Source organism: Lentibacter sp. XHP0401 (genome assembly GCF_025751535.1).
Taxonomy (GTDB): domain Bacteria; phylum Pseudomonadota; class Alphaproteobacteria; order Rhodobacterales; family Rhodobacteraceae; genus Lentibacter.
This window is the reverse complement of sequence record NZ_JAOWLC010000004.1, coordinates 136917-157447: the sequence shown is the minus strand read 5'-3', so window position 1 is coordinate 157447 and position 20531 is coordinate 136917. Positions and strand designations below refer to the sequence as shown.

General features: G+C 53.8%; 22 protein-coding genes. 15 read left to right on the top strand and 7 right to left on the bottom strand.

Annotated features, from left to right (window positions below; genetic code table 11):
- Nucleotides 1-3 precede the first annotated feature (3 nt).
- The 3 genes from OE750_RS07095 to OE750_RS07085 all read right to left on the bottom strand — a co-directional run bounded on the left by OE750_RS07095 (nucleotide 4) and on the right by OE750_RS07085 (nucleotide 2231).
- Nucleotides 4-660 carry an amino acid ABC transporter permease gene (locus OE750_RS07095; protein ID WP_263762948.1) on the bottom strand — a complete coding sequence of 219 codons (657 nt, stop codon included), beginning with the start codon at nucleotides 658-660 and terminating at the stop codon, nucleotides 4-6.
- A 39-nt stretch (nucleotides 661-699) separates the two neighbouring features.
- On the bottom strand, nucleotides 700-1347 hold the full coding sequence (locus tag OE750_RS07090; protein ID WP_263762945.1) for an amino acid ABC transporter permease: 648 nt from the start codon (nucleotides 1345-1347) through the stop codon (nucleotides 700-702).
- 89 nt (nucleotides 1348-1436) lie between these two features.
- Nucleotides 1437-2231, bottom strand: a complete 795-nt coding sequence (locus tag OE750_RS07085) for a transporter substrate-binding domain-containing protein (protein ID WP_263762942.1) — start codon at nucleotides 2229-2231, stop codon at nucleotides 1437-1439.
- A 140-nt stretch (nucleotides 2232-2371) separates the two neighbouring features.
- Here OE750_RS07085 and OE750_RS07080 point away from each other — a divergent pair, with 140 nt between their 5' ends.
- Together OE750_RS07080 and OE750_RS07075 are read left to right on the top strand one after the other, a co-directional pair.
- On the top strand, nucleotides 2372-3331 hold the full coding sequence (locus tag OE750_RS07080) for a LysR family transcriptional regulator (RefSeq protein WP_263762940.1): 960 nt from the start codon (nucleotides 2372-2374) through the stop codon (nucleotides 3329-3331).
- 107 nt (nucleotides 3332-3438) lie between these two features.
- The gene (locus OE750_RS07075) at nucleotides 3439-4644 is read left to right on the top strand and encodes an anaerobic sulfatase maturase (RefSeq protein WP_263762936.1); all 1206 of its coding nucleotides are present in this window, start codon (nucleotides 3439-3441) and stop codon (nucleotides 4642-4644) included.
- A gap of 7 nt (nucleotides 4645-4651) precedes the next feature.
- Here the strand turns inward: OE750_RS07075 and OE750_RS07070 are convergent, their stop codons facing one another.
- Complete coding sequence (locus tag OE750_RS07070; RefSeq protein ID WP_318527986.1) at nucleotides 4652-5995, bottom strand: MmgE/PrpD family protein; 1344 nt, start codon at nucleotides 5993-5995, stop codon at nucleotides 4652-4654.
- 243 nt (nucleotides 5996-6238) lie between these two features.
- Here OE750_RS07070 and OE750_RS07065 point away from each other — a divergent pair, with 243 nt between their 5' ends.
- Both OE750_RS07065 and OE750_RS07060 read left to right on the top strand, forming a co-directional pair.
- Nucleotides 6239-7555 carry an FAD/NAD(P)-binding oxidoreductase gene (locus OE750_RS07065; RefSeq protein ID WP_263762931.1) on the top strand — a complete coding sequence of 439 codons (1317 nt, stop codon included), beginning with the start codon at nucleotides 6239-6241 and terminating at the stop codon, nucleotides 7553-7555.
- Between the two features lie 10 nt (nucleotides 7556-7565).
- Entirely contained in the window at nucleotides 7566-7922 is a 357-nt protein-coding gene (locus OE750_RS07060) for a DUF5368 domain-containing protein (protein WP_263762929.1), read from the top strand.
- On the opposite strand, the gene comE is transcribed toward OE750_RS07060, so the two are convergent.
- Both comE and comD read right to left on the bottom strand, forming a co-directional pair.
- Entirely contained in the window at nucleotides 7923-8480 is a 558-nt protein-coding gene (gene comE / locus OE750_RS07055; RefSeq protein ID WP_263762927.1) for a sulfopyruvate decarboxylase subunit beta, read from the bottom strand.
- The gene (gene comD / locus OE750_RS07050; protein ID WP_263762924.1) at nucleotides 8477-8983 is read right to left on the bottom strand and encodes a sulfopyruvate decarboxylase subunit alpha; all 507 of its coding nucleotides are present in this window, start codon (nucleotides 8981-8983) and stop codon (nucleotides 8477-8479) included. The genes comE and comD overlap by 4 nt, the downstream gene beginning before the upstream one ends.
- Before the next feature lie 264 nt (nucleotides 8984-9247).
- On the opposite strand from comD, the gene OE750_RS07045 reads away from it, so the two are divergent.
- The 11 genes from OE750_RS07045 to OE750_RS06995 all read left to right on the top strand — a co-directional run bounded on the left by OE750_RS07045 (nucleotide 9248) and on the right by OE750_RS06995 (nucleotide 19348).
- Nucleotides 9248-10396: an aromatic ring-hydroxylating oxygenase subunit alpha gene (locus OE750_RS07045; RefSeq protein WP_263762921.1), complete on the top strand. Its 1149-nt coding sequence runs from the start codon at nucleotides 9248-9250 to the stop codon at nucleotides 10394-10396.
- Complete coding sequence (locus OE750_RS07040) at nucleotides 10393-10602, top strand: hypothetical protein (RefSeq protein ID WP_263762918.1); 210 nt, start codon at nucleotides 10393-10395, stop codon at nucleotides 10600-10602. The genes OE750_RS07045 and OE750_RS07040 overlap by 4 nt, the downstream gene beginning before the upstream one ends.
- Nucleotides 10603-10638: 36 nt before the next feature.
- Nucleotides 10639-11508 carry a tRNA 2-thiocytidine(32) synthetase TtcA gene (gene ttcA, locus OE750_RS07035; RefSeq protein WP_263762915.1) on the top strand — a complete coding sequence of 290 codons (870 nt, stop codon included), beginning with the start codon at nucleotides 10639-10641 and terminating at the stop codon, nucleotides 11506-11508.
- A gap of 56 nt (nucleotides 11509-11564) precedes the next feature.
- Nucleotides 11565-13115, top strand: coding sequence for a phosphodiesterase (locus OE750_RS07030; RefSeq protein WP_318527985.1), 1551 nt, complete (start codon nucleotides 11565-11567; stop codon nucleotides 13113-13115).
- A 179-nt stretch (nucleotides 13116-13294) separates the two neighbouring features.
- Nucleotides 13295-15082 (top strand): membrane protein insertase YidC, encoded by a 1788-nt coding sequence (gene yidC, locus OE750_RS07025; RefSeq protein WP_263762913.1) that lies wholly within the window; start codon nucleotides 13295-13297, stop codon nucleotides 15080-15082.
- Nucleotides 15079-15825: an MOSC domain-containing protein gene (locus OE750_RS07020; protein ID WP_263762911.1), complete on the top strand. Its 747-nt coding sequence runs from the start codon at nucleotides 15079-15081 to the stop codon at nucleotides 15823-15825. The genes yidC and OE750_RS07020 overlap by 4 nt, the downstream gene beginning before the upstream one ends.
- Nucleotides 15825-16478 carry a ribosome biogenesis GTP-binding protein YihA/YsxC gene (gene yihA / locus OE750_RS07015; RefSeq protein WP_263762909.1) on the top strand — a complete coding sequence of 218 codons (654 nt, stop codon included), beginning with the start codon at nucleotides 15825-15827 and terminating at the stop codon, nucleotides 16476-16478. Before OE750_RS07020 ends, yihA begins: the two co-directional genes overlap by 1 nt.
- Nucleotides 16479-16543: 65 nt before the next feature.
- Nucleotides 16544-17404: an acetylglutamate kinase gene (argB, locus tag OE750_RS07010; RefSeq protein ID WP_263762907.1), complete on the top strand. Its 861-nt coding sequence runs from the start codon at nucleotides 16544-16546 to the stop codon at nucleotides 17402-17404.
- A gap of 47 nt (nucleotides 17405-17451) precedes the next feature.
- Nucleotides 17452-18246, top strand: a complete 795-nt coding sequence (locus OE750_RS07005; protein ID WP_263762905.1) for a sterol desaturase family protein — start codon at nucleotides 17452-17454, stop codon at nucleotides 18244-18246.
- Nucleotides 18222-18854, top strand: a complete 633-nt coding sequence (locus OE750_RS07000) for a ferredoxin (protein WP_263762902.1) — start codon at nucleotides 18222-18224, stop codon at nucleotides 18852-18854. Before OE750_RS07005 ends, OE750_RS07000 begins: the two co-directional genes overlap by 25 nt.
- A complete protein-coding gene (locus OE750_RS06995) occupies nucleotides 18851-19348 on the top strand; it encodes a SixA phosphatase family protein (protein ID WP_263762899.1) in 498 nt (165 codons plus the stop codon). The genes OE750_RS07000 and OE750_RS06995 overlap by 4 nt, the downstream gene beginning before the upstream one ends.
- Here OE750_RS06995 and OE750_RS06990 read toward each other — a convergent pair.
- Entirely contained in the window at nucleotides 19338-20423 is a 1086-nt protein-coding gene (locus tag OE750_RS06990) for a DUF2235 domain-containing protein (RefSeq protein ID WP_263762897.1), read from the bottom strand. The genes OE750_RS06995 and OE750_RS06990 overlap by 11 nt on opposite strands.
- Nucleotides 20424-20531: the final 108 nt, after the last annotated feature.

Sequence of the window (20531 nt, the reverse complement as noted above, 5' to 3'; positions counted from 1 at the left end):
GTCTCAACGCGATGCAGCGATGCGGCGTTCCAGTCGGCGCAGTCCCGCCTCTAGCGCGAGGTTGATAATGTAATAGCAAAAGGCAGCCGCGAGATAGAACTCGAAGGGACGATACGTTCGGCTGATGGCTTGTTGCGCCGCCAGCGTCAACTCGGCCACACCGATTACCGAAACCAGTGCGGAGTCTTTCAGAAGCGCGATCATGTTATTCCCCATTGGCGGAATCACCGCACGCACAGCTTGGGGAATAACGATGCGCCGTAGCGTTTGACCTCGCGAGAGCCCAAGCGTGCGTGCACCTTCATACTGGCCCTTATCGACAGCGAGTATAGAGGCCTGAATGAGCTCGGAATTATACACTGCAAAATGCAGCCCCAGCCCTATCACACCCGCCACAAATGCAGGCAGGTCGATACCAATCTGGATCAACCCGAAATAGATGAGAAACAACTGCAACAGAAGCGGTGTGCCCATAAAGAGAAACGCAAATGCCCGAAACGGCAAACGCAGAGCCCAGTGTCCGTAGAGGGCAATGACAGCAAAAAGGATGCCGCCGAAAAAACTCAATAAACCAGCGCTGATAGTAATGGCGACGGTCCAACCCATGCCCAGCAAAAGCATGCCGAAATAATCGGGGACAACCGTGAAATCAAGACCCAAGGTAGCCTCCTGTCAACGCAAATATGGGGGAACAGAAGCTCATGATATCCGTGCCTTCCGATCAAGCCAGTTGATGCCGAGACCGACCGCATAGATGAACAACATATAGAGAATACCAGCCAGCAAAAACATCTCGAATGGCTTGTATGTCGAGCCAATAAAACGCTGTGCGGTTTGTGTGAGTTCAATCACCGAGATCGGCGCAAGCAGGGCCGTTCCTTTGATCAGCGCGTTGATGTTCACCCCTAGCGGGCGGATCATCATGCGTGCGGCCTGTGGAAGCACGACTTTGCGCATTGTTTCCCCTTTGCTCATCCCAAGGGTACGTGCGGCTTCCGTCTGACCTTTATCGACAGACAAGATAGCGCCGCGAATTGTCTCGGTCATATAGGCACCTATATTGACGCCCAAAGCGATAGTGCCAGCGGTGAATGCATCAAGGTTGATCCCGACCTGCGGACCGCCGAAATACAGGATGAAAACCTGAATCAAAGCGGGAGTGCCGCGGAACAAGCTGACATATACTGCCCCGAACCAGCGCAACGGCACTAGTCGAGACAAGCGCATAAACGCGCCTATTGCACCGCATATCAGGCCTAAGATGCAGGTCAGGACCGAAAGTTGAACCGTGACAAGAGCTGCCTGCAAAAAGAACGGATAGACACGCAGGATAAGTTCAATATCCAAGGGGAAACTCCGAATGTATCACGTCGTATGACGCGCCTGATGGGGCCGGTCATGGCCTGCCAGAACAACCAGCAGGCCACAAAACTGAATTAACGGATGTCGCCACCAACCCACTCGTTGGCAAACTCCATATACGTACCGTCTTCCATCATATCATCCAGTGCTTTTTGCATTGCTGCAGCCAGCTCAGGGTTGTTCTCGCGAATGGCGATTCCGGCAGGAAAGGCCTCTGCATCCGGTGCAGGAATTTCGGCCAGATCATACTGGCCCGCCTTCATTGCCAGCAGAACGGGAATTGAATCATTCACAATAACATCCACGCGGCCATTGGTCAGTTCAAGCAGCAGCTCGGGCAAACCTTTGTAGGTTTTTACATTGTATCCCTGATCACGCGCCCACTGGTCGTGTGTCTCGCCCAGGGTAAGACCCACTCTGACGCTCTCGTCGTCAAGTTGCTCAAGCGTGGTGATCTCTGAACCCGCGACAGTAAAGAAGGCGCGCTTGGTGTTGTAATAGGGACCAACGAAATCGATGACTTTGTCACGCTCTTCGGTGATCGACATCGAGCCAACAACAGCATCATATTTATTCGCAATCAGGCCACCAATAATACCGTCCCATGCCGTCGTGATGATCTCTGTTTCCAAGCCCATCCGTTTAGCAATTTCGGTTCCAATGGCCGGATCGAATCCGACAACCTCATTGCTCTCGTTAACGAAGTTGAACGGCGGATATTGACCCGTCATTGCGATACGCAATACGCCGCGTTCTTTGATCTCCGCAAGCTCGTCTGCATTTGCTGCCAAAGGTGAAAAGTTCAGACCGATCATCGCAACGGCCCCCATCAAAACGCTGCGACGCAAAAAGTTCTTCGAGTTTTTCATTTTATTTCCCTGTCTTTATTCGTGCCTACTGCAGGCTGCTCAAGCTGAGTCGCTATCCAGATGCACTCTGATGAAGAGGTTGCGCTGCAATCGCTCATAGGGCAAATAGATATTATAAATTCCAAAAATAGACTGAAATAATGCTAAAACCCTATGAACAACGTTTTCCCTGGCATCTCGATTGGAATCTATTGCGGACCTTCATGGTCGTCGTTGATCAAGGCGGGATAACGCCTGCCGCTCATTATCTAGGATTAAAACAACCGACCATCAGCGCCGCCCTAAAGCGGCTAGAAGACATTACCGGGCGCAAACTGGTCAACCGCTCCCCCAAACATTTCAGTCTGACCCCTTGGGGACAGGTTCTTTATACAGAAGCCAGCTCAATTTTCGGCGCAGTGACTCAACTGCCCGATCTTATGGACGGGCTGGAAGAAGAAGTGACGGGCCAAATTAGTATTGCTGTCGCCAGCCATGTTGTTTCGCCGCATTTTGATGATGTTCTAAAACGATTTAACGCGCTTTATCCGGGCGTCCACTACACCATATCGACAATAGACAGCACAGAGGTCATTGCGTACCTTCTGCAAAACCGAGTGACCTTTGGTGTTTGTCTGCTTAACGAAGCACCAATGGGCCTAGAGGCCCGCGTTCTTTACCGCGAGTTCTTCGGTTTGTTCTGCGGCCCGCCTCATAGGCTATTCGGACAAACCAATATAGAACTTTCCGAACTTAAAAACGAAGCGGTGGTCACCTTTCAGACAGATGAAGTAAACGGCCCGCTCGAAAGCGTCGCTCATATGCGCAAAAAGCTTGGTATGCGCGTGGAGCCGAAAGGCCTTTCCTCAAACCTCCCTGAGGTAAGGCGTATGATTGTCGCCAATATCGGCATCGGAGCCCTCCCCGTCCATGTCGCCGAGCGCGATGTGCGAGCAGGTCTGCTTTGGCAAGTGCCACCTTACAAGTCCTTGCCGGCGATTGATATCCACGTGCTCACCAATCCCAAGCGAAGCATGAACAAAGCAGAACAAGCTTTGGTGAAGATGTTGAATGAACAGCTTGATACCGTTCCATTGGAAGAGCGCATCTACAACGCCTAATATCTAGGAGTGATTGGATTTCTGGCAGAACGAACTTTATGACGCCAGTAGATTGCCAACCACCAGGGATTGAGCCACAACCAACAGGCGCTAGACTGGAGCCCGGAATGACGCCCCTCCCCTTCAACATCATGACAAAGCCCATCGGGCCGCGCTGCAATATTGATTGCAAGTATTGCTATTACCTTGAGAAAGAAAAACTTTACCCCGACGAAAAAAAGTTTCGTATGTCAGACGAGGTTTTGGAGCGCTACATTCGCGAAACTATCGACGCCTCACTGGAAGCTGGCGTTTCAGAAATACACTTTGCATGGCAGGGTGGAGAGCCTACGATGCTAGGTATTGCATATTTTCGCAAGATCGTTGACCTGCAAAAGAAGCACACCCCCTTTGGAGCAGGCGTCACCAATTCGTTGCAGACAAACGCAATGTTGCTAGATGATGAATGGGGCCATTTTCTAGCAGACAACCGCTTCCTTGTTGGCATCAGCATTGATGGGCCAAAGCAGATTCACGACCGCTACCGCGTCGACCGCGCCGGGCGCCCCACCTTTGACGCAGTGATACGCGGCCTTGAAGTGCTCCAACGCCAAGGCGTTGCCCACAATGCACTGACAACTGTTCACCGTGCCAACGGTGGCAAAGGCAAGGATATCTATCGCTTCCTGAAAGGCCTCGGATTTGATCACATGCAGTTTATCCCGATTGTTGAGCGCATTGGGGCGACAGGGCTGGCTGGTGCCCCACAGATTGAGGGCGACCCAGCTATTAACGTTACAGACTGGAGTGTTGCACCCCGCGTTTACGGCAAGTTTCTCTGCGATGTTTTTGACCTCTGGTTTAAAACCGATGTCGGAAAACTGTCTGTGCAGTTCTTTGATGTGCAACTCGGGCTATGGGCAGGGCGCCCTTCATCGCTGTGTGTTTTTGCAGAAACCTGCGGGAATAGTTTGGCCCTAGAACATGACGGAAGCCTCTATTCTTGTGACCACTACGTTTACCCCGAATACAAGCTCGGCAATATCAAAGAAACGCCAATGCGCGATATGCTCTGGAGCGACAGGCAGGTCGAATTCGGCCAAGATAAACAGGCGGCCCTGACAGCCCAGTGCCGCGCTTGCGAGTTTCGCTTTGCTTGTAATGGTGGCTGCCCGAAGCACCGCTTTTCCAGCGCCCGCAATGGGGAAACTGGCCACAACTACTTCTGTGAAAGCTACACTGCGTTTTTCAAACACGCAGGCGCGCGGCTGCAGAAAATGGCATGGCAACTCAATAACGGCATTCCCGTAACGGGCGCTCCGCCGAAAGCCTGACGCAAACTCAGTGGGCTGTTCCCTCAACACCTTTATGCAAGATATCCAGAAGCTCGGAAAATTTTGCATCAGGCTGTCTTAAGCGACGGGTCATATCCCACAAAGCGGCGCGGCGAGCGAGCGGAAGCCCATGCGCCATTGTATGGAATTTGGCCTCGACTTCGGACATTTCCATGGGGGATTCCGGCCCGCCGCGCGCATGGACATCACCCGATTTGAGCACAGTGCCGTCCGCCAAATGCAAAGTGACATCGGACCACCGCCCATCAGGGAAGCGCTTTGAGTGACGCGCGTCTTCAAGAATGGTGACCTTGCCCAAAGCTGCGGCAACACTCGGATCGCGCAAACCCGCGTCTCTGATATGCTCAGGTCCGATCCGCCCGTGTACAAGGCGCACGGCTAGCGCGAAAGGTAGCGAATACTGCGCTTGCGAGGTCGTTTCGGGCATGTTCGGAAAAAGAGCTGCCGCCTGCGCAAACGTATGCACTTCGATCTTGCAAACGTCCTCGTCTTTCAAGCCGTGTGCGTCGAGCAAGCCACCAAGTGCATCCAAAGCCGCATGTGCCCATCGGCAAATCGGATAGGGTTTTATATAGTTAAGCTCGATAGTCCATTTGTGTCCAAGGTCTTGCCAAAAACGAGCCGTTTCAGTGGCTTCAACCGTCACGGCGGGTGCGCCGATGAAGCCGTCCTCTGCCAGCAAAACGGCCATTATCCCAACCAATGCCCCCATGCCTGAGCCATCATGGAGCATCGTCGGGTTGGCAATTTCACGCATCATCTGGCTGCGGGGGCCATGATACTCGGCAATCCCGAAGGCTTGGCGCAGAGCTTCGATGTTTGATCCGCGTAAGCGACAGCCGAGGGCCGCAACACCAAGTGCATTCCAAGCACCAGAGGTGTGATAATCGCAGGCACTGGCATGAAGCGCTATACCTGCGCGCGCTGCAACTTCATAGGATACCGCGAGGGCCACCAGCGCGTCATGAGCAGACAGATCGGGCTGATGCTCGGCAAATGCGCAAAGTGCCGGCACAACTGCGCAGCCGATATGCCCTTTTGTGGGGTTGTAGCCATCATGCGCATCAAGGTTGTCGATCTGTGTTGCCAGCGCAAAGGCCGCACCAGACAAGGACGCTTTACGCCCGTCAAAAAGTAGGGTCGCAGCATCCTCGGGCGAAGCAGCTGCATGAAAGCGAAAAGCGTGGTCACGCGCAATTCGGCCTGCTTGAGTGTTTGAAGCACCCGCGGCGACACCAAGAGTATCGACCAGCAAGAGTGCAGCCATATCAAGGGCACTGTCGGGAGGCGACATTGAGCCCAGACAAAAGTCGGCAATTCTTTCGAACATCATTTCATCCTTTACCAAACCCTTCAAAACCTGACGTCAGCCTCCTTTTCCATGAGGAAATCCGTCCGGCATACTCTCCGAGTAAATCCTCGTTAAGCGGATTGTGTTTTGCCAAATACCACTGTTTTACGCCTCTTTTGGTCGCAAACGCGCCGCATCTTATAGTCGGCCACGTATTGACCTGCATCAAAACGGGGTAATAGAACACATTCTATAAAAGGCATGTAACGCGGAGGAATTTCCATGCATGATTCGACTTACACGCCATCACGGCGTGGTTTTTTGAGCTTGGCTGCAGGCGCAGGAGCGCTTGGCCTGACAGGAGCAGCGAGCAACGCCAAAGCGCAAGTTCAAACGAGTGCAAAGATTGTGATCCTCGGCGCGGGTGCGGCAGGTGCGGCGCTTGCCAACAGGCTCACCGAACGGCTGAACGGCGCGCAGATCACAATTGTCGATGGCCGTAAGGAACACTGGTATCAGCCTGGTTTCTCGCTCATTGCCGCAGGCCTTAAGCCCTCAAACTATTCTGTAAGCCAGACAACCGACTGGCTACCAAAAGATGTCACCCTCAAGCATGAATGGGCGGCAAACATTGACCCTGAAAGTCGTAAGGTTGCTCTGCAAAGCGGAGAAGTGTTGAGCTATGATTATCTCATCGTCGCAACAGGGCTTTCACTTGACCATGACGCCATCGAAGGCTTCGATCTCGATATGGTTGGTGAAAACGGAATCGGCGCACTCTATGCAGGGCCCGAATATGCGGCACGCACATGGAAGGCTGCCTCAAAGTATATTGAAGATGGCGGCGTGGGGCTGTTCACTCGCCCTGCCACGGAAATGAAATGCGCAGGCGCGCCTCTCAAACACACGTTCCTGATTGATGATCTGGCCCGTAAAGCCGGTTCGCGCGGGAAGATGGATGTGCATTATATGGCGAATAACAACAGCCTGTTTGGCGTGCCAATTGTCTCTGAAAAAGTACGGATGCTCTTTGGTGATCGTGGAATTGCGCCAGACTATTCACATGTGCTTACCGGTCTTGATGCGGGAGCGAAGCGAGCGCGCTTTAGCACGCCTGAAGGCACGGTTGAACGGGACTACGACTATATTCATGTCATCCCGCCCCAGCGCGCGCCCGAAGTTGTACGCCAGTCTGGTTTGAGTTGGGCCGACAAATGGGTCGGTGAAGGCTGGATGGAAGTCGATATGGCTACGCTGCGCCACAATCGCTACCCCGAAGTCTTTGCTGTAGGCGATGTGGCTGGTGTACCAAAAGGTAAAACCGCCGCAAGCGTGAAGTGGCAAGTTCCTGTCGTTGAAGAACATCTGATCGCCCAAATTACGGGAGGCACATCGGATGCGGCTTACGATGGTTACACCTCATGCCCCCTGATCACGCAAGTTGGCCGTGCGATGCTTGTCGAGTTTGATTATCACAACAACCTTGTGCCGAGCTTCCCCGGGATTATTGCCCCGCTGGAAGAACTCTGGATCAGTTGGCTCATGAAGGAAGTCGCGCTGAAAGCGACTTATAACGCCATGCTGCGCGGCAAAGCTTGAGGAGACAGCCATGCAAGACCTTACATTCACAACACTTCTCGCCGTCTTTGAAGAAATCTTCGGACGCGGACTTTTCTGGGCGATGGTCGTGGCTGCGGCAGTCGTGACCTTGCTTTACATATTCGTGCTTATCCGCGACCGCGCCGTAAGCTGGCGCAAGTTTCTCTGGGCGCAACTATCCATGCCTATCGGAGCGATTGCGGCTGTGATGTTCGTTCAGGGCGTGACCCGCTCGGGCTTTTCCGACATTGGCGGACCAATCGATGTGATTGTTTTGCTCGGTGTGGCAGCAGGTGGGGCAATTGGTATGGCAATCTTGGTATACACCGTCCAGTCACTTTTCTGGCGGCAAACCGAAGACAGCTGATTACTCTGCTGCAACTGCCTTCATAAACCGGTCGCGAATGATGACGGGGTCCATTGTGATCACCGGCATCTTCGCGTTACCGCTGTCGCATTTCACGACCATCACAGTCATCTCGCCACTATCCAGCGCCTCTTGAAGAACACGTCCCGTGTCCACATCCCGGCATTCAATCACCCGATCGCAGCCGCAAGCCTCGGCCACTTTGGCCAGTGAGGTCTTCTTGCCGGTGTAAGTCGGCTGGTCGCCGGTTGAGCCATACGAGCCATTGTCGATGATCATCAGGATGTAGTTGTTGGCCACGTTGTTGGCGATAGTCGGCAGCGTGCCCATGTTGGTGAGGATCGAGCCGTCACCGTCAATCACTATCACCGGTTTGGGCTGCGAAAGTGCGAGGCCAAGGCCGATGCTTGAGGCAAGCCCCATCGTGCCGAGCATATAGAAGTTGGTCGGCTGGTCATCAATCGCGTGCAGCTCTTGACTGGGAATGCCGATGTTGCAAACGACTAGCTGGTCACGCAAGATCGGGGCGATGTCTTTCAGGATTTCAGAACGGATCATTGGTCGCCGTAGCCTCCCCAGAAGTTGGCATCTGTGAGGATTGCCACAGGTTTATTGCACATGAATGTGTATTTCAGGATTGCGTCGAGCTCCTCGACATCGGACTGCTTATGAAAGTGGTAGGTCGGAATGTTCATCTGCGCGAGTAGCGCTTTTGTATGCACAGCCATTTCCACTTGGCACGCAACAGGCTCACGCAGTTCGCCACGGTAGCTGATAAGCATGGGGAGCGGCATTCTGTAGTATTGGATGAGCGTGGCCAAGGTATTGATCGTCACACCAATAGCTGTGTTCTGCATAATAATTGCAGGGCGCTTTCCTCCCATCCAGGCCCCCGCGCAGAGGCCCATGCCCTCGTCCTCCTTGTTTGAAGGAATGTGGAAAATCTCGTCTCGATGCTCGATTTCTTCAATGACACCCGCCAACTGCTTGCAAGGAACAGTCGTCACAAAGGAAATGTCATTGGCCACCAAATCATCGGCTATCTTTTTGTCGATACTCATTCGAAGCCTCCTAAGCCTTGGCTGCCAGTATGAAGCGGCTTTGACAAAATGCTCAAGTGCGTGTCTGAGTGGACCGCAGTGTTTTTACTTTGCCCGAAAGCCTGTTTGTTGCTTTTCGAAAGGTACTGCGAAGGCATGCCGCCTCCCAAAAGCGGGTTGGAAAGCGTCTTCAGCGGTCGCAGTGAGGAAAATCATGTCGCAGTGAGGAAAGTTATCCACGCTTTTTTGAGGCTTGCTTGATGCAACTGTAGAGGAGGCACCCAGATGACAACGGATATTTCCGGCGTAATGCGCCCTGTGGCAACTGCCAACGGCTTGCCCAACGAGCATTATGTCGATGAAGGGGTCTTTCTCGAAGAGCGCGATGCCGTTCTTTACAACAATTGGTCAGGTATTGCCGTTGTTACCGATGTGCCAGAAAACGGTGATGCAAAGCCAATCGAGTTTCTCGGTATGCCCCTGCTGCTCATTCGCGACAAAGACGGCAATGTACGCGTGTTTCAAAACACCTGCCGCCACCGTGGGATGATACTTGTCTCCGAACCCAAGAAGATCGAGGGAGCCATCCGCTGCCCCTATCACTCATGGTGCTACTCAACCAAGGGTGATCTGGTTGCTACGCCGCATGTGGGCGGACCGGGTATGAACACCCACAAAGACATGCCCCGCAGCGAGCTTGGCCTCTATGAAGTGCCAAGCTACATCTGGATGGGTGTTGTCTTTGTGAATGCCTCCGCAACAGCCGAGCCTTTTGACGTGATTCACTCTGAGTTACTGGAGCGCTGGAAGGAATTTGACCTGCCGCTCTATCACGGCGGAGAAGATAGTAAATTCGAGCTTGAAGTAGATACAAACTGGAAGCTTGCTGTCGAAAACTATTGCGAGAGTTACCACTTGCCTTGGGTTCACCCCGGCCTCAACAGCTACTCACGGCTGGAAGATCACTACAACATTGAAGAATATGGCCGCTATTCTGGCCAGGGCACGCTGGTATACCGCCAACTCACAGGGCAAGAAGGCGAAACCTTCCCTGATTTCCCGAACTTGTCCAGTAAATGGGACACAGGCGGCGAATACATCACAGTTTACCCCAACGTGCTATTGGGCGTTCAACGCGATCACGCTTTCGCGATTATCCTAGAGCCGAAGGCCGTAAACAAAACGGTTGAGCATGTGCACCTGTTTTATGCCGAACCAAAAGTTGATGAAGCCCTGCGCGCCAAAAACGCGACCCAATGGAAGACCGTATTTGTCGAAGATATCTTCGTGGTCGAGGGTATGCAAAAAGGCCGCTATGGCCGGGGCTTTGACGGCGGACGCTTTTCACCTGCCATGGACGGGCCAACCCATTGCTTCCATGACTGGGTCGCCAACCAGATCACGGCTCACCGTCAGAAAATTGCTGCGGAATGAAGGATCTGCATTCTCGGCTTTTATCCGCGCATGAGCATGACGACCACGAGGAACTGATTGTGCTCTATACCGAGGCCGCAGACCAATCGAATGACGTTATCAAGGAATCATTTTTTCTGACCCATGCCTTTGTCTTTGCGCTTGAGGCGGATGATGTCCGCGCAGACGGTTTACGCGACCGCTTGCACGGGATGGGGCGGATTTAGTTGCCCCGCCCGTTTTGACAAGCTATTGGCTCAGCCATGTTAGACAAAGCAGAAGACATTCATCCGCTTTTTAACGGCGCGCCCAAAAGCACCGAATTCAAGAAGTTGCGCAAACGCATCGTGAGCCAGACTCGCGAGGCGATCGAGCAATATGGGATGATCGAACCCAACGGAAAATGGCTTGTCTGCCTTTCGGGCGGTAAAGACAGCTATACGCTGCTTGCCGTGCTGCACGAACTGAAATGGCGTGGGCTTTTGCCTGTGGAGCTTCTGGCATGCAATCTTGATCAGGGCCAACCTGGTTTTCCTGCGACCGTTTTACCCGAGTTCCTTAAAGAACGCGATGTTCCCCACCGCATCGAGTATCAAGATACCTACTCGATTGTCATGGACAAGATACCGCAGGGGCGGACCTTTTGCGCGCTCTGCTCGCGGCTTCGTCGTGGCAATCTCTACCGCATCGCGCGTGAAGAAGGCTGCACAGCAGTTGTCCTTGGCCACCACCGTGATGATATTTTGGAAACGTTTTTTATGAACCTGTTTCATGGTGGCCGCCTAGCGACGATGCCGCCGAAACTGCTGAATGAAGAGGGTGACCTTTTCGTCTACCGCCCGCTTGCGCATGTCTCCGAAGCAGATTGCGAGAAATTCGCCCGCAGCCTTGATTATCCGATCATTCCTTGTGACCTCTGCGGCTCGCAAGACGGGCTACAGCGCCAACAGGTGAAACAGATACTCGATGGCTGGGAGAAGAACAGCCCGGGACGGCGTCAGGTCATGTTTCGTGCCTTGATGAACGCACGGCCAAGCCATCTTCTCGATCCCGATCTATTTGATTTCAAAGGGCTCGAGCGATCTGAAGGCCCGAAAACCCAGTCAAGCGATCTGCCGCCCCTCTTCCGTTAATCGCCTGTTGAGACTAATGCGTTAGCGTCCCTTTCAAATCGACTTGAGGGATATTGATGATGGCGGCCACTGGCGAAACAGCAAAACGCGGCAAGACACAAGAATTCGGCCGCTGGCTGCTCGGGCCGCATATGCTTGCTTTTGTGCCTGCTATCGCACTGAGTGCCTTCTGGCTCGCGGGGGAAATGGCTCTTGTGATGGTCGCTCTCGGGCTGCCGCTGGTTTACCTTCTGCTTGGAACACTCAGCGATGCGCGAGGCTCACGTATGAGGGAAGTTGACGGTACAACTGGCTTGCCAATGCTCGACAGGCTAGAGCATGACGCTGAAGAGGCCCTTCTAGCATGCGCCGAGACGGGTCGAAAAACCGCTCTTTTCTATATTCAGCTCGAAGAGTTCGACCCGCTGGTGCAACGGTACGGCCAGCAAGCTGGTGGCGTACTCCTTCAGCGTTTGGGAGAGCGGTTCCGTGCCCTTTTGCGAGAACATGACAAAATCTACTGGCTCGGTGGCGCGCGCTATGCTGTGCTTATTGCACCCGTTCCGCATTTTGAACTCGAAAGCGCCATTCAACTGGCTGCGCGGCTTCAATCTGCCGCTGAAGAGCCTGTGTCAGTAGACATGCAGGCGCTCTACGTTAGCTGCGCTATTGGAATCTGCCTCAGTGCGCGCACCCCCGAAGCCTCAAGCCCTGCCTTGCTGAAAGCCGCAGAGGCAGCCTTACACGAGGCCTGTCGCAACGCCCCCTCCTCTATTCGTGCTTATAGCAGTAAAATGGGCAAAATGACGCTGAGGCGGGAAGCCTTGGTCAAAGACGCATCCTCAGCATTGGATAACGGAGAGATTGCCCCTTGGTTCCAACCGCAAATCTCGACAGACACAGGACAGGTGACAGGCTTTGAGGCCCTTGCCCGATGGCAACACCCCACGCGCGGGACGGTTCCACCCTCGGAGTTTTTGCCCGCACTTGAAGATTCGAGCCAACTTGAACGCTTGGGAGAAGTCATTCTCTACGGCGCGCTCGCCGCGCTCAAAGAATGGGACAAGGCAGGTTGGTTTGTTCCCTGTGTTGCCGTGAACTTTTCTTCAGACGAGCTACACAATCCCAAACTGGCCAAAAGAATTCGCTGGGATCTGGATCGCTTTAATCTTACCCCGGACCGCCTGACCATCGAAGTGCTTGAAACAATCGTCGCAAATTCACCAGAGGATGCTGCAGTGCGCAACCTTGCCGCTCTGGCTCAAATGGGCTGCCGGGTTGATCTGGATGATTTTGGTACGGGCCACGCGTCGATTACGGCTGTCCGCCGATTCGCGATTGAGCGGATAAAAATTGATCGCTCCTTCATCACACGGGTCGACAAAGACCAAGAGCAGCAACGTATGGTTTCGGCCATTCAAACCATGGCCGAGAGACTTGGCCTTGAAACATTGGCCGAGGGCGTCGAGACAGCCGGCGAACATGCCATCCTTGGCCAACTCGGCTGCGCCCATGTTCAGGGCTACGCGATTGCACGGCCTATGCCTTTTGATGAAACCTTTGGCTGGCTTGAAAATCACAATGCATCACTAGGAGCTCTGCCTCAGATACGCGGCAAATCAGCCTAGAGCGCTCGACCTTACAGATAATGAGAAGCGGCAGCACAGAGACAATTAACAACACTCCACTGCTCGGGTGTTCAGAATACTGGCTCCTTTTACCCCAAAAGCACCATTAACTGCTTGACCTTCGCGCCTTCACTCTGTTGAACCTGCGTCACTCTCAAAGGCAAAGGGCTTGGGTCTTCATGGACAATCAGAACAAGAATCTCATTCTCGCGGTTGCACTCAGCATGCTTGTTATTCTGGCATGGAGTTTTTTCTTCCCTCCCCCCGAGCCAACTCCAGAGCAAATTGCCGAAACAGCTCCCAACAGCCAAACAGCTACCGGTGATACCGCAAGCGTGCCAACCGCCGCGACAGGAACAGATGCACCAACCGCGGCCACAGCGCAGCCAACAGTCAATGCTCCACGTATCAATGTGGAAAGCAGTGTTGTCGAAGGTACAATTTCGCTTCTTGGCGGTCGGATTGACGAATTGAAGCTGAAAAATTATCGCCAAGACCTCAAAGAAGGCAGCGATATTGTTCAATTGCTCAAGCCAACGAGCGAAGACGGCGCTTATTATGCCCTCTACGGCTGGGCACCGGGCGCCGGCCTGTCGACAGAGCTTGTCCCTGGCCCAAACACGATTTGGGAGATTGAAAGCGGAGAAACACTCACTCCCGATAGCCCAATCACTCTGAAATGGCAGAATGGGGCTGGCCTCGTTTTCCGTCGCGAAGTCGGGCTTGATGAAAACTTCATGTTTTCTGTCAAACAATCCGTCCAGAACAACGGTACAGGCACTGTCAGCCTAGCACCTTATGGAACGATCGCCCGACACGGTGAACCAGCCGATCTCAAAAATTTCTTCATTCTGCACGAAGGGGCAATCCGCCACGTAGGGGGGGAACTCACTGAAACGGACTACGACGACTTCGAATCAGCACGAAATCACGAAGAATATCCCGTCGGTGAAAAAGGCTGGGCCGGGTTCACCGACCATTACTGGATGACAACGCTGATCGTTGACCAACCAGACGCCGAGATTAGCGCGTTCAAAGATACCAGCCGCAACATCTTCCAAACCACGGCCAAGCACAAAACCGAAACTCTTGCGCCAGGCCAAAGCGCAGAAGTGTCTTCGCGGCTGTTCGCCGGTGCAAAAGAATGGGAGACCATTCGCAATTACCAAGACGATAGCGGTGTGCCCAAATTTCTGGACAGTATTGATTGGGGTTGGTTCTTCTTCATTACCAAACCAATGTTCTGGCTCCTGCACCACCTTCATGCTTTCTTGGGAAATATGGGGTGGGCCATCATTGGCTTGACCTTCATCATCAAGCTTCTGTTGTTCCCGCTGGCTTATAAATCTTACGCCTCAATGGCGAAGATGAAAGAGCTGCAGCCTCAGATGGAAAAAATTAAAGAGCAGGCAGGGGATGATCGCCAAAAAGTCCAACAAGAAATGATGGCGCTCTACAAAAAGGAAAAGGTCAATCCGGCTGCAGGCTGCTTGCCAATTCTGCTGCAAATCCCGATCTTTTTCTCGCTCTATAAAGTAATTTTTGTGACGCTTGAGTTGCGCCATGCTCCCTGGATCGGCTGGATCAAAGACCTCTCGGCTCCTGACACCTCCTCGATCTTCAACCTCTTCGGCATTTTCCCTTGGGCAGCCCCCGAGCCAGGCACCATCATGGCGCTCGTTTTCATCGGTATTCTGCCGCTCCTCCTCGGGATCACGATGTGGCTACAGCAGAAGCTTAATCCTGCGCCTTCGGACCCTATCCAACAGCAAATTTTCGGTTGGATGCCTTGGGTGTTCATGTTCATGCTCGGCAGCTTTGCCTCGGGCTTGGTGATCTACTGGATCGCAAACAACACGATTACCTTTACCCAGCAATATCTGATCATGCGCTCACACGGCTACAAACCCGACGTGTTCGGCAACATCCGGTCTGGTTTCAAACGGGTGTCGAAAGACAAAGAATGAGCGGGCGCGTCACCCAGCTTTGGCGCTACCCCGTGAAAAGCCACGGGCGTGAAGCGCTAGGTGAAGTGACGCTCACCAAGGCCCAAACCCTTCCTTGGGATAGGGTTTGGGCCGTTGCGCATGACAGTTCGGTGGCTGATGGTTCTGAGTGGGTGCCCTGCCAAAACTTCTCGATCGGCACAAAAGCCCCAAGCCTCGCGGCGATAAATGCCGAACTCGACGAAGCCACAGGCTGTGTGCGGCTGACGCACCCCGAAATTGGGACACTTGAGTTTGACCCGGATACAGAAGGTGAAAAACTCGTCGCCTGGGCTGGTCCACTCATCCCCGAAAACCGTGCTCAGTCTGAACGGGTGATCCGTGCCAGTCAGCGTGGGTTTACCGACACGCCCTTCCCCTCTGTTTCACTTATGAACGCGGCCTCCCACAAAGCTGTAGAAGACAGGCTTGGGCATGCTCTTGAGGCAGAACGCTGGCGCGGAAACATCTGGCTTGAGGGTTTTGCACCTTGGGAAGAGTTCGACTGGATCGGCAAGCGGATCGAGATCGGTGCGGCAGAGCTTGAAATCAAGGAGCGTGTGATACGCTGCAAACACACAACCGCCTCGCCCAAATCGGGCGAGCGCGACACTGACACACTCGCGCTTCTCAAGGACGGCTGGGGCCATCAAGATTTTGGTGTCTATGCCGAAGTCACTCGTTCGGGCCTCATAAAGCGCGGCGATAAAGCAAAGGTGCTATGATGCAACTTCCCTTCCCCCTCGCCGAAACGCCTGATGAATTTACCCGTGAAAAAGGGCGCAAACTTTTTGCAGGTGGTGGTGCCGAGTTCGTCAAAGGTGTTGTTGCCATGTCAGGACTTCCTGAAGGCGACCGCCTTGAAGTTTGCTTTGCGGGGCGCTCGAATGTGGGCAAATCGACACTCATTAACGCATTGACCAACCGCAAGGGCCTTGCGCGCGCCTCTAACACGCCGGGTCGCACGCAAGAAATTAACTTTTTCAACATTGGTGAAAGTCACTATCTTGTTGATTTGCCGGGCTACGGCTTTGCCAATGCGCCGCTTGCTGTGGTTGAAAAGTGGCAACGCCTTCTCAAACAATACCTGTCGGGCCGCCAGAACCTGCGTCGCGCCTTTGTTCTGGTTGATGCGCGTCATGGCGTTAAGGCCGTTGATGAAGAGATCATGAGCCTCCTCGACAGTTCGGCTGTGACTTTTCAAGTCGTTCTGACAAAATCGGACAAAGTAAAAGACGCCGACCGTGAGCGCGCGATTGAGGCCACTCGCAAAGCGCTGGCCAAGCACCCTGCTGCCTTCCCCGAGATTATCCTTACGTCGAGTGAAAAAGGCGATGGTATTGATATCCTCCGCGCGGTGATTGCGACGCTTGAATAAAGCTGACCGCTTGCACGGCAGCGCGCAATAAGGTCATATCGTTTAACCGCAACAAGGCGCTTAAAATGAGAACTCAAGATATGAAACGCGACTGGATCGCCACGGCCCGCACACTCAACCAAGCACTGCCAAACCTTCAACGCTACAACGGTTCAATCGTTGTGGTAAAGTTTGGCGGCCACGCCATGGGTGATGATGCGGCAATGGACGAATTTGCCCGCGATATAGTGCTGATGCAAACCGTCGGCGTGAACCCCGTTATCGTGCACGGCGGCGGCCCCATGATCAACGAAAAGCTTGCCGCCCTCGGGATCAAAAGCGAGTTCGTTAACGGCAAGCGTGTCACTGATGCCGCAACTGTTGAAGTTGTTGAAATGGTGCTCTCCGGCCTTGTTGGCAAACGTATCGTCCAAGCAATCAACCGTCAGGGCGGTAAGGCTGTTGGCCTGTCCGGAAAAGACGCAAACCTAATGATTTGTGACCAGACAGATCCGGACCTCGGCTTTGTGGGCACACCATCCGAGATGGATCCGACCATCCTGAAAGACCTCTTCGAAAAAGGCACAATCCCTGTGATTGCGCCCCTGGGCGCTGGGCGCAACGGTGAAACATTCAATGTGAATGGCGACACGGCCGCCGGCGCGATAGCTGCCGCATTGAAAGCAGACAGGCTTTTGCTTCTCACTGATGTCGAAGGTGTAAAAAATGCCAAAGGCGACGTGCTTACAGAACTGACCTCGCAAACCATCAGAGATATGATTGCGGACGGAACCATCGCAGGCGGTATGATTCCGAAGACCGAAACCGCGCTTATGGCGATTGATGGTGGCGTGCGCGGTGTGGTCATCCTGGACGGACGCGCACCCAATGCCTGCCTGCTCGAGCTTTACACATCGCACGGTGCAGGAACGCTCATCAGAGGCTGACACAGGCGTGACTTGTGTTTCGCCAAAAGGGATATCACATTCAACATATGGAACATGAAACGCTCATTCGCCTCTCTATCTTTCTCGGCCTCTTCGTGCTTCTGGCAAGTGCCGAAGCATTGTTGCCGCGCCGGCCACGCAAGATAGCGCGTAGCAAACGCTGGGTGACAAATTGGGCCATAACCCTGCTCAATACAGGCATGTTGCGGCTCATGGCCTTTGCCTTGCCGCTACTTGCTGTGGGCGCCGCCGTTGATGCCGAGCAAAACGGATGGGGCCTTTTCAATCTGCTCGACTGGCCAAGCTGGCTTGAAATCCTGCTGGCTGTTCTGTTCTTTGATTTCGCTATCTGGCTACAACATTTGATCACCCACAAAGTGCCTTTGCTCTGGCGGTTGCATCGCGTGCACCACGCCGACACCGAAATTGATGTAACGACAGCCATACGCTTTCACCCCATTGAAATCGCTCTTTCAATGTTGCTCAAAGTCGGGCTTGTTTACCTTATGGGGCCGGCAGCTCTGGCGATTATTCTGTTTGAGATCATTCTCAATGGCACGGCGATGTTCAACCATTCCAACCTTGCTTTGCCGCTCTGGCTTGACCGGATTTTACGTCTCGTGCTTGTTACGCCAGATATGCACCGCGTTCATCATTCCGTTCACCGCTCCGAGCATGACAGCAATTACGGCTTCTCGCTGTCGATCTGGGACAAGCTGTTTCGCACATATATTGCCCAGCCCAAGGCGGGCCATGATGACATGAAGATCGGCCTTCAATGGCAAGATGATCGACCTTCAAAGCTTGGTTGGAGCCTATGGTTGCCCTTCGCCAAGCGCTGAAGCCTGCGCCCGAAACCTGCTCTCTCTCCGTATTTGGTGCGCTCTATGAGGGCGAAGACACCATCGTCTTGCTTGGCCCAAATGAACCGGGCTTCTGGGCCACATTCAGCTCCTCCCCCGAGTATCTGGACAACACTTCCGACCCACTTGACCGTTGGTCAAAGCGTGTCATCGCTACTCTGGCACAACACTGGGGCGGGGTTGCCGTTTTCCCGTCTGACGGGCCGCCCTATCCGCCCTTCATGCGCTGGGCTCTGGCAAGCGGGCAAGCTTGGCAATCTCCTGTTGGGATGCTCGTTCACGCGCGCGCAGGTCTTATGGTCTCTTACCGAGGTGCCGTGCGCCTCCGTCGGAAGCTTACTCTTGAAGAGCCGGCCCAAAACCCGTGCGATACCTGTATCGCGAAACCCTGCCTCAAAGCCTGCCCCGTCGCAGCACTTGACGAGAGCCAGCTATATGATGTGCCCAAGTGCAAATCCCATATTTCAAGTGCACAGGGGCAAAACTGCTTAACAGGCGGCTGCCTCACTCGCCGTGCCTGCCCTATATCCGAACGTTACGGGCGCTTGCCCAAGCAATCCGCTTTCCACATGAGGAGCTTCCTATGAGCCTCCGCCTGATCCTGATGCGTCATGCCAAATCAAGCTGGGATGACCTGAGCTTGCCAGACCATGACCGTCCACTATCCCCCCGGGGTCAGCGCAGCGCCGACGCCATAGGAGCCTGGCTCAAAGATAACAACTACATGCCAGATCAAGTTTTATGCTCAAGCTCGGCACGTACGCGCGAAACATTTGAACGCTTGGGGTTGGCTTTAGAGCCGATCTTTCTCCCCTCCCTCTATCATGCCAGTGAAGACAGGATGCTCCAGCTTTTACAATACCAAGCAAAAGGCTCCTGCGTTCTGCTTCTGGGGCACAACCCAGGCGCTGCCTTTTTTGCAGAGTCTATAGTTGCAAAGGCGCCGCAAGACGAGGCCTTCGCGCTTTTCCCGACAGCCGCAACACTTGTTGTCGACTTTAACTGCGATACTTGGGCCGACCTGCGCTTTGGGCAGGGAGAGTTCCACGACTTTGTCGTGCCGCGCGCGCTTATGGATTGAACTTTGGCGCTTTAATTCGGGATAGGCCTGCCGCGCTTCCCGCAGCACTTGCCCGCGCATCAACACTCTCGTGTATGCTTTCACACGCGCCAGAACCAATACTCCGCTGACGGCGCAGCAAGAACAGTTTGCCCCACCCGCTCCATGTTCCAACAGATTTGGCCATTGGATCTTGGACAAACCGCTGTTGCCAATCAACTGGTAAAAGCAACCCGCAACTCTCGGCTTTCTCAAGCATCCAGACCAGAGGGATATTAGCAAGCGGCCGGGCGGCTTCATCGCCGCCAAGCTGCCCGCCAACATCCCCATGCGCACCGGGAAACCAGACCTGCTCGACACGGCCCTGCCAATCATTGGGGCATTCCCAGAGAACAGGCTCGAAAATCGAACGTGTCTCATGCAGCGCCAGCGCCTGAAAGCCATGGCGAATTGAGCCGCCCAACTGGTGATTGTGAAAGTCATGGTCGCCCTCGGTCCAGCGCCAGACAATGGGCACGCGAAGTCCAAGAGCCTTGACCGTATCCCACACTCCAACCATTTCAACTTCGGTTTGCGCATGGCAATTCGCCTTGCGAAAAGCCGCTTTCAGCTTGTCACTCGCACCTCGCTGATAAAGTCTGTAGGCCTGCTCGACATTTCGTTCTGTCGCTGCATCTGCGCGCAAGAGCCCCACTGCGTCAATCACTCCTGCAAGCGAACGCACAGCATACGCACCGCGTGAATATCCAAAGAAAAAGATATTGTCACCTGGCCGATAACGTGAGGCCAAATAGCCGAAAGCGCGCTTGATCTGCCGGTTTACGCCGCGCCCCATCATAACATGATGGGTGCTGCGCCAGTCCTGCCATTGAACGCCAGCTTCATAGTAAACCGATACAGAGCCCCCCACCTCACTCAGAAGACGGTAAGTGAGGCCTGCGTTTGTTTCGCACCCCGGCTTAAGCGAAGACATCGTGCCATCCAGAACGATCACATGGCTCATAGGCCCACGCACCTTCGAAAGCGCGGTCTGCCCCTGCCTTTGATCTGGCCATATCAGGCCAAAAAGGCGTTTTCCTAGCTGATAGAGTGACATGATCCTGCGACTACTTTTACCTGAACCTCATATATCATTTGATCGACAAAGCCGATGGTCTCTGCTGCACTGGCTATATGCCGCCTCTCAAAGTGTAGGCAAGCTGCA

Excerpts from the sequence above, each read along its gene's own strand:
- OE750_RS07030 (WP_318527985.1), top strand. The coding sequence starts at position 11,565 with ATGATGGCGGCCACTGGCGAAACAGCAAAACGCGGCAAGACACAAGAA.
- OE750_RS07065 (WP_263762931.1), top strand. The coding sequence starts at position 6,239 with ATGCATGATTCGACTTACACGCCATCACGGCGTGGTTTTTTGAGCTTG.
- OE750_RS07075 (WP_263762936.1), top strand. The coding sequence starts at position 3,439 with ATGACGCCCCTCCCCTTCAACATCATGACAAAGCCCATCGGGCCGCGC.
- OE750_RS07045 (WP_263762921.1), top strand. The coding sequence starts at position 9,248 with ATGACAACGGATATTTCCGGCGTAATGCGCCCTGTGGCAACTGCCAAC.
- comE (WP_263762927.1), bottom strand. The coding sequence starts at position 8,480 with ATGATCCGTTCTGAAATCCTGAAAGACATCGCCCCGATCTTGCGTGAC.
- OE750_RS07000 (WP_263762902.1), top strand. The coding sequence starts at position 18,222 with ATGGTTGCCCTTCGCCAAGCGCTGAAGCCTGCGCCCGAAACCTGCTCT.
- OE750_RS07005 (WP_263762905.1), top strand. The coding sequence starts at position 17,452 with ATGGAACATGAAACGCTCATTCGCCTCTCTATCTTTCTCGGCCTCTTC.
- yihA (WP_263762909.1), top strand. The coding sequence starts at position 15,825 with ATGCAACTTCCCTTCCCCCTCGCCGAAACGCCTGATGAATTTACCCGT.
- OE750_RS07060 (WP_263762929.1), top strand. The coding sequence starts at position 7,566 with ATGCAAGACCTTACATTCACAACACTTCTCGCCGTCTTTGAAGAAATC.
- ttcA (WP_263762915.1), top strand. The coding sequence starts at position 10,639 with ATGTTAGACAAAGCAGAAGACATTCATCCGCTTTTTAACGGCGCGCCC.
- OE750_RS07040 (WP_263762918.1), top strand. The coding sequence starts at position 10,393 with ATGAAGGATCTGCATTCTCGGCTTTTATCCGCGCATGAGCATGACGAC.
- OE750_RS07020 (WP_263762911.1), top strand. The coding sequence starts at position 15,079 with ATGAGCGGGCGCGTCACCCAGCTTTGGCGCTACCCCGTGAAAAGCCAC.
- OE750_RS07080 (WP_263762940.1), top strand. The coding sequence starts at position 2,372 with ATGCTAAAACCCTATGAACAACGTTTTCCCTGGCATCTCGATTGGAAT.
- argB (WP_263762907.1), top strand. The coding sequence starts at position 16,544 with ATGAGAACTCAAGATATGAAACGCGACTGGATCGCCACGGCCCGCACA.
- OE750_RS07085 (WP_263762942.1), bottom strand. The coding sequence starts at position 2,231 with ATGAAAAACTCGAAGAACTTTTTGCGTCGCAGCGTTTTGATGGGGGCC.
- OE750_RS06990 (WP_263762897.1), bottom strand. The coding sequence starts at position 20,423 with ATGTCACTCTATCAGCTAGGAAAACGCCTTTTTGGCCTGATATGGCCA.
- OE750_RS07070 (WP_318527986.1), bottom strand. The coding sequence starts at position 5,995 with ATGTTCGAAAGAATTGCCGACTTTTGTCTGGGCTCAATGTCGCCTCCC.
- comD (WP_263762924.1), bottom strand. The coding sequence starts at position 8,983 with ATGAGTATCGACAAAAAGATAGCCGATGATTTGGTGGCCAATGACATT.
- yidC (WP_263762913.1), top strand. The coding sequence starts at position 13,295 with ATGGACAATCAGAACAAGAATCTCATTCTCGCGGTTGCACTCAGCATG.
- OE750_RS06995 (WP_263762899.1), top strand. The coding sequence starts at position 18,851 with ATGAGCCTCCGCCTGATCCTGATGCGTCATGCCAAATCAAGCTGGGAT.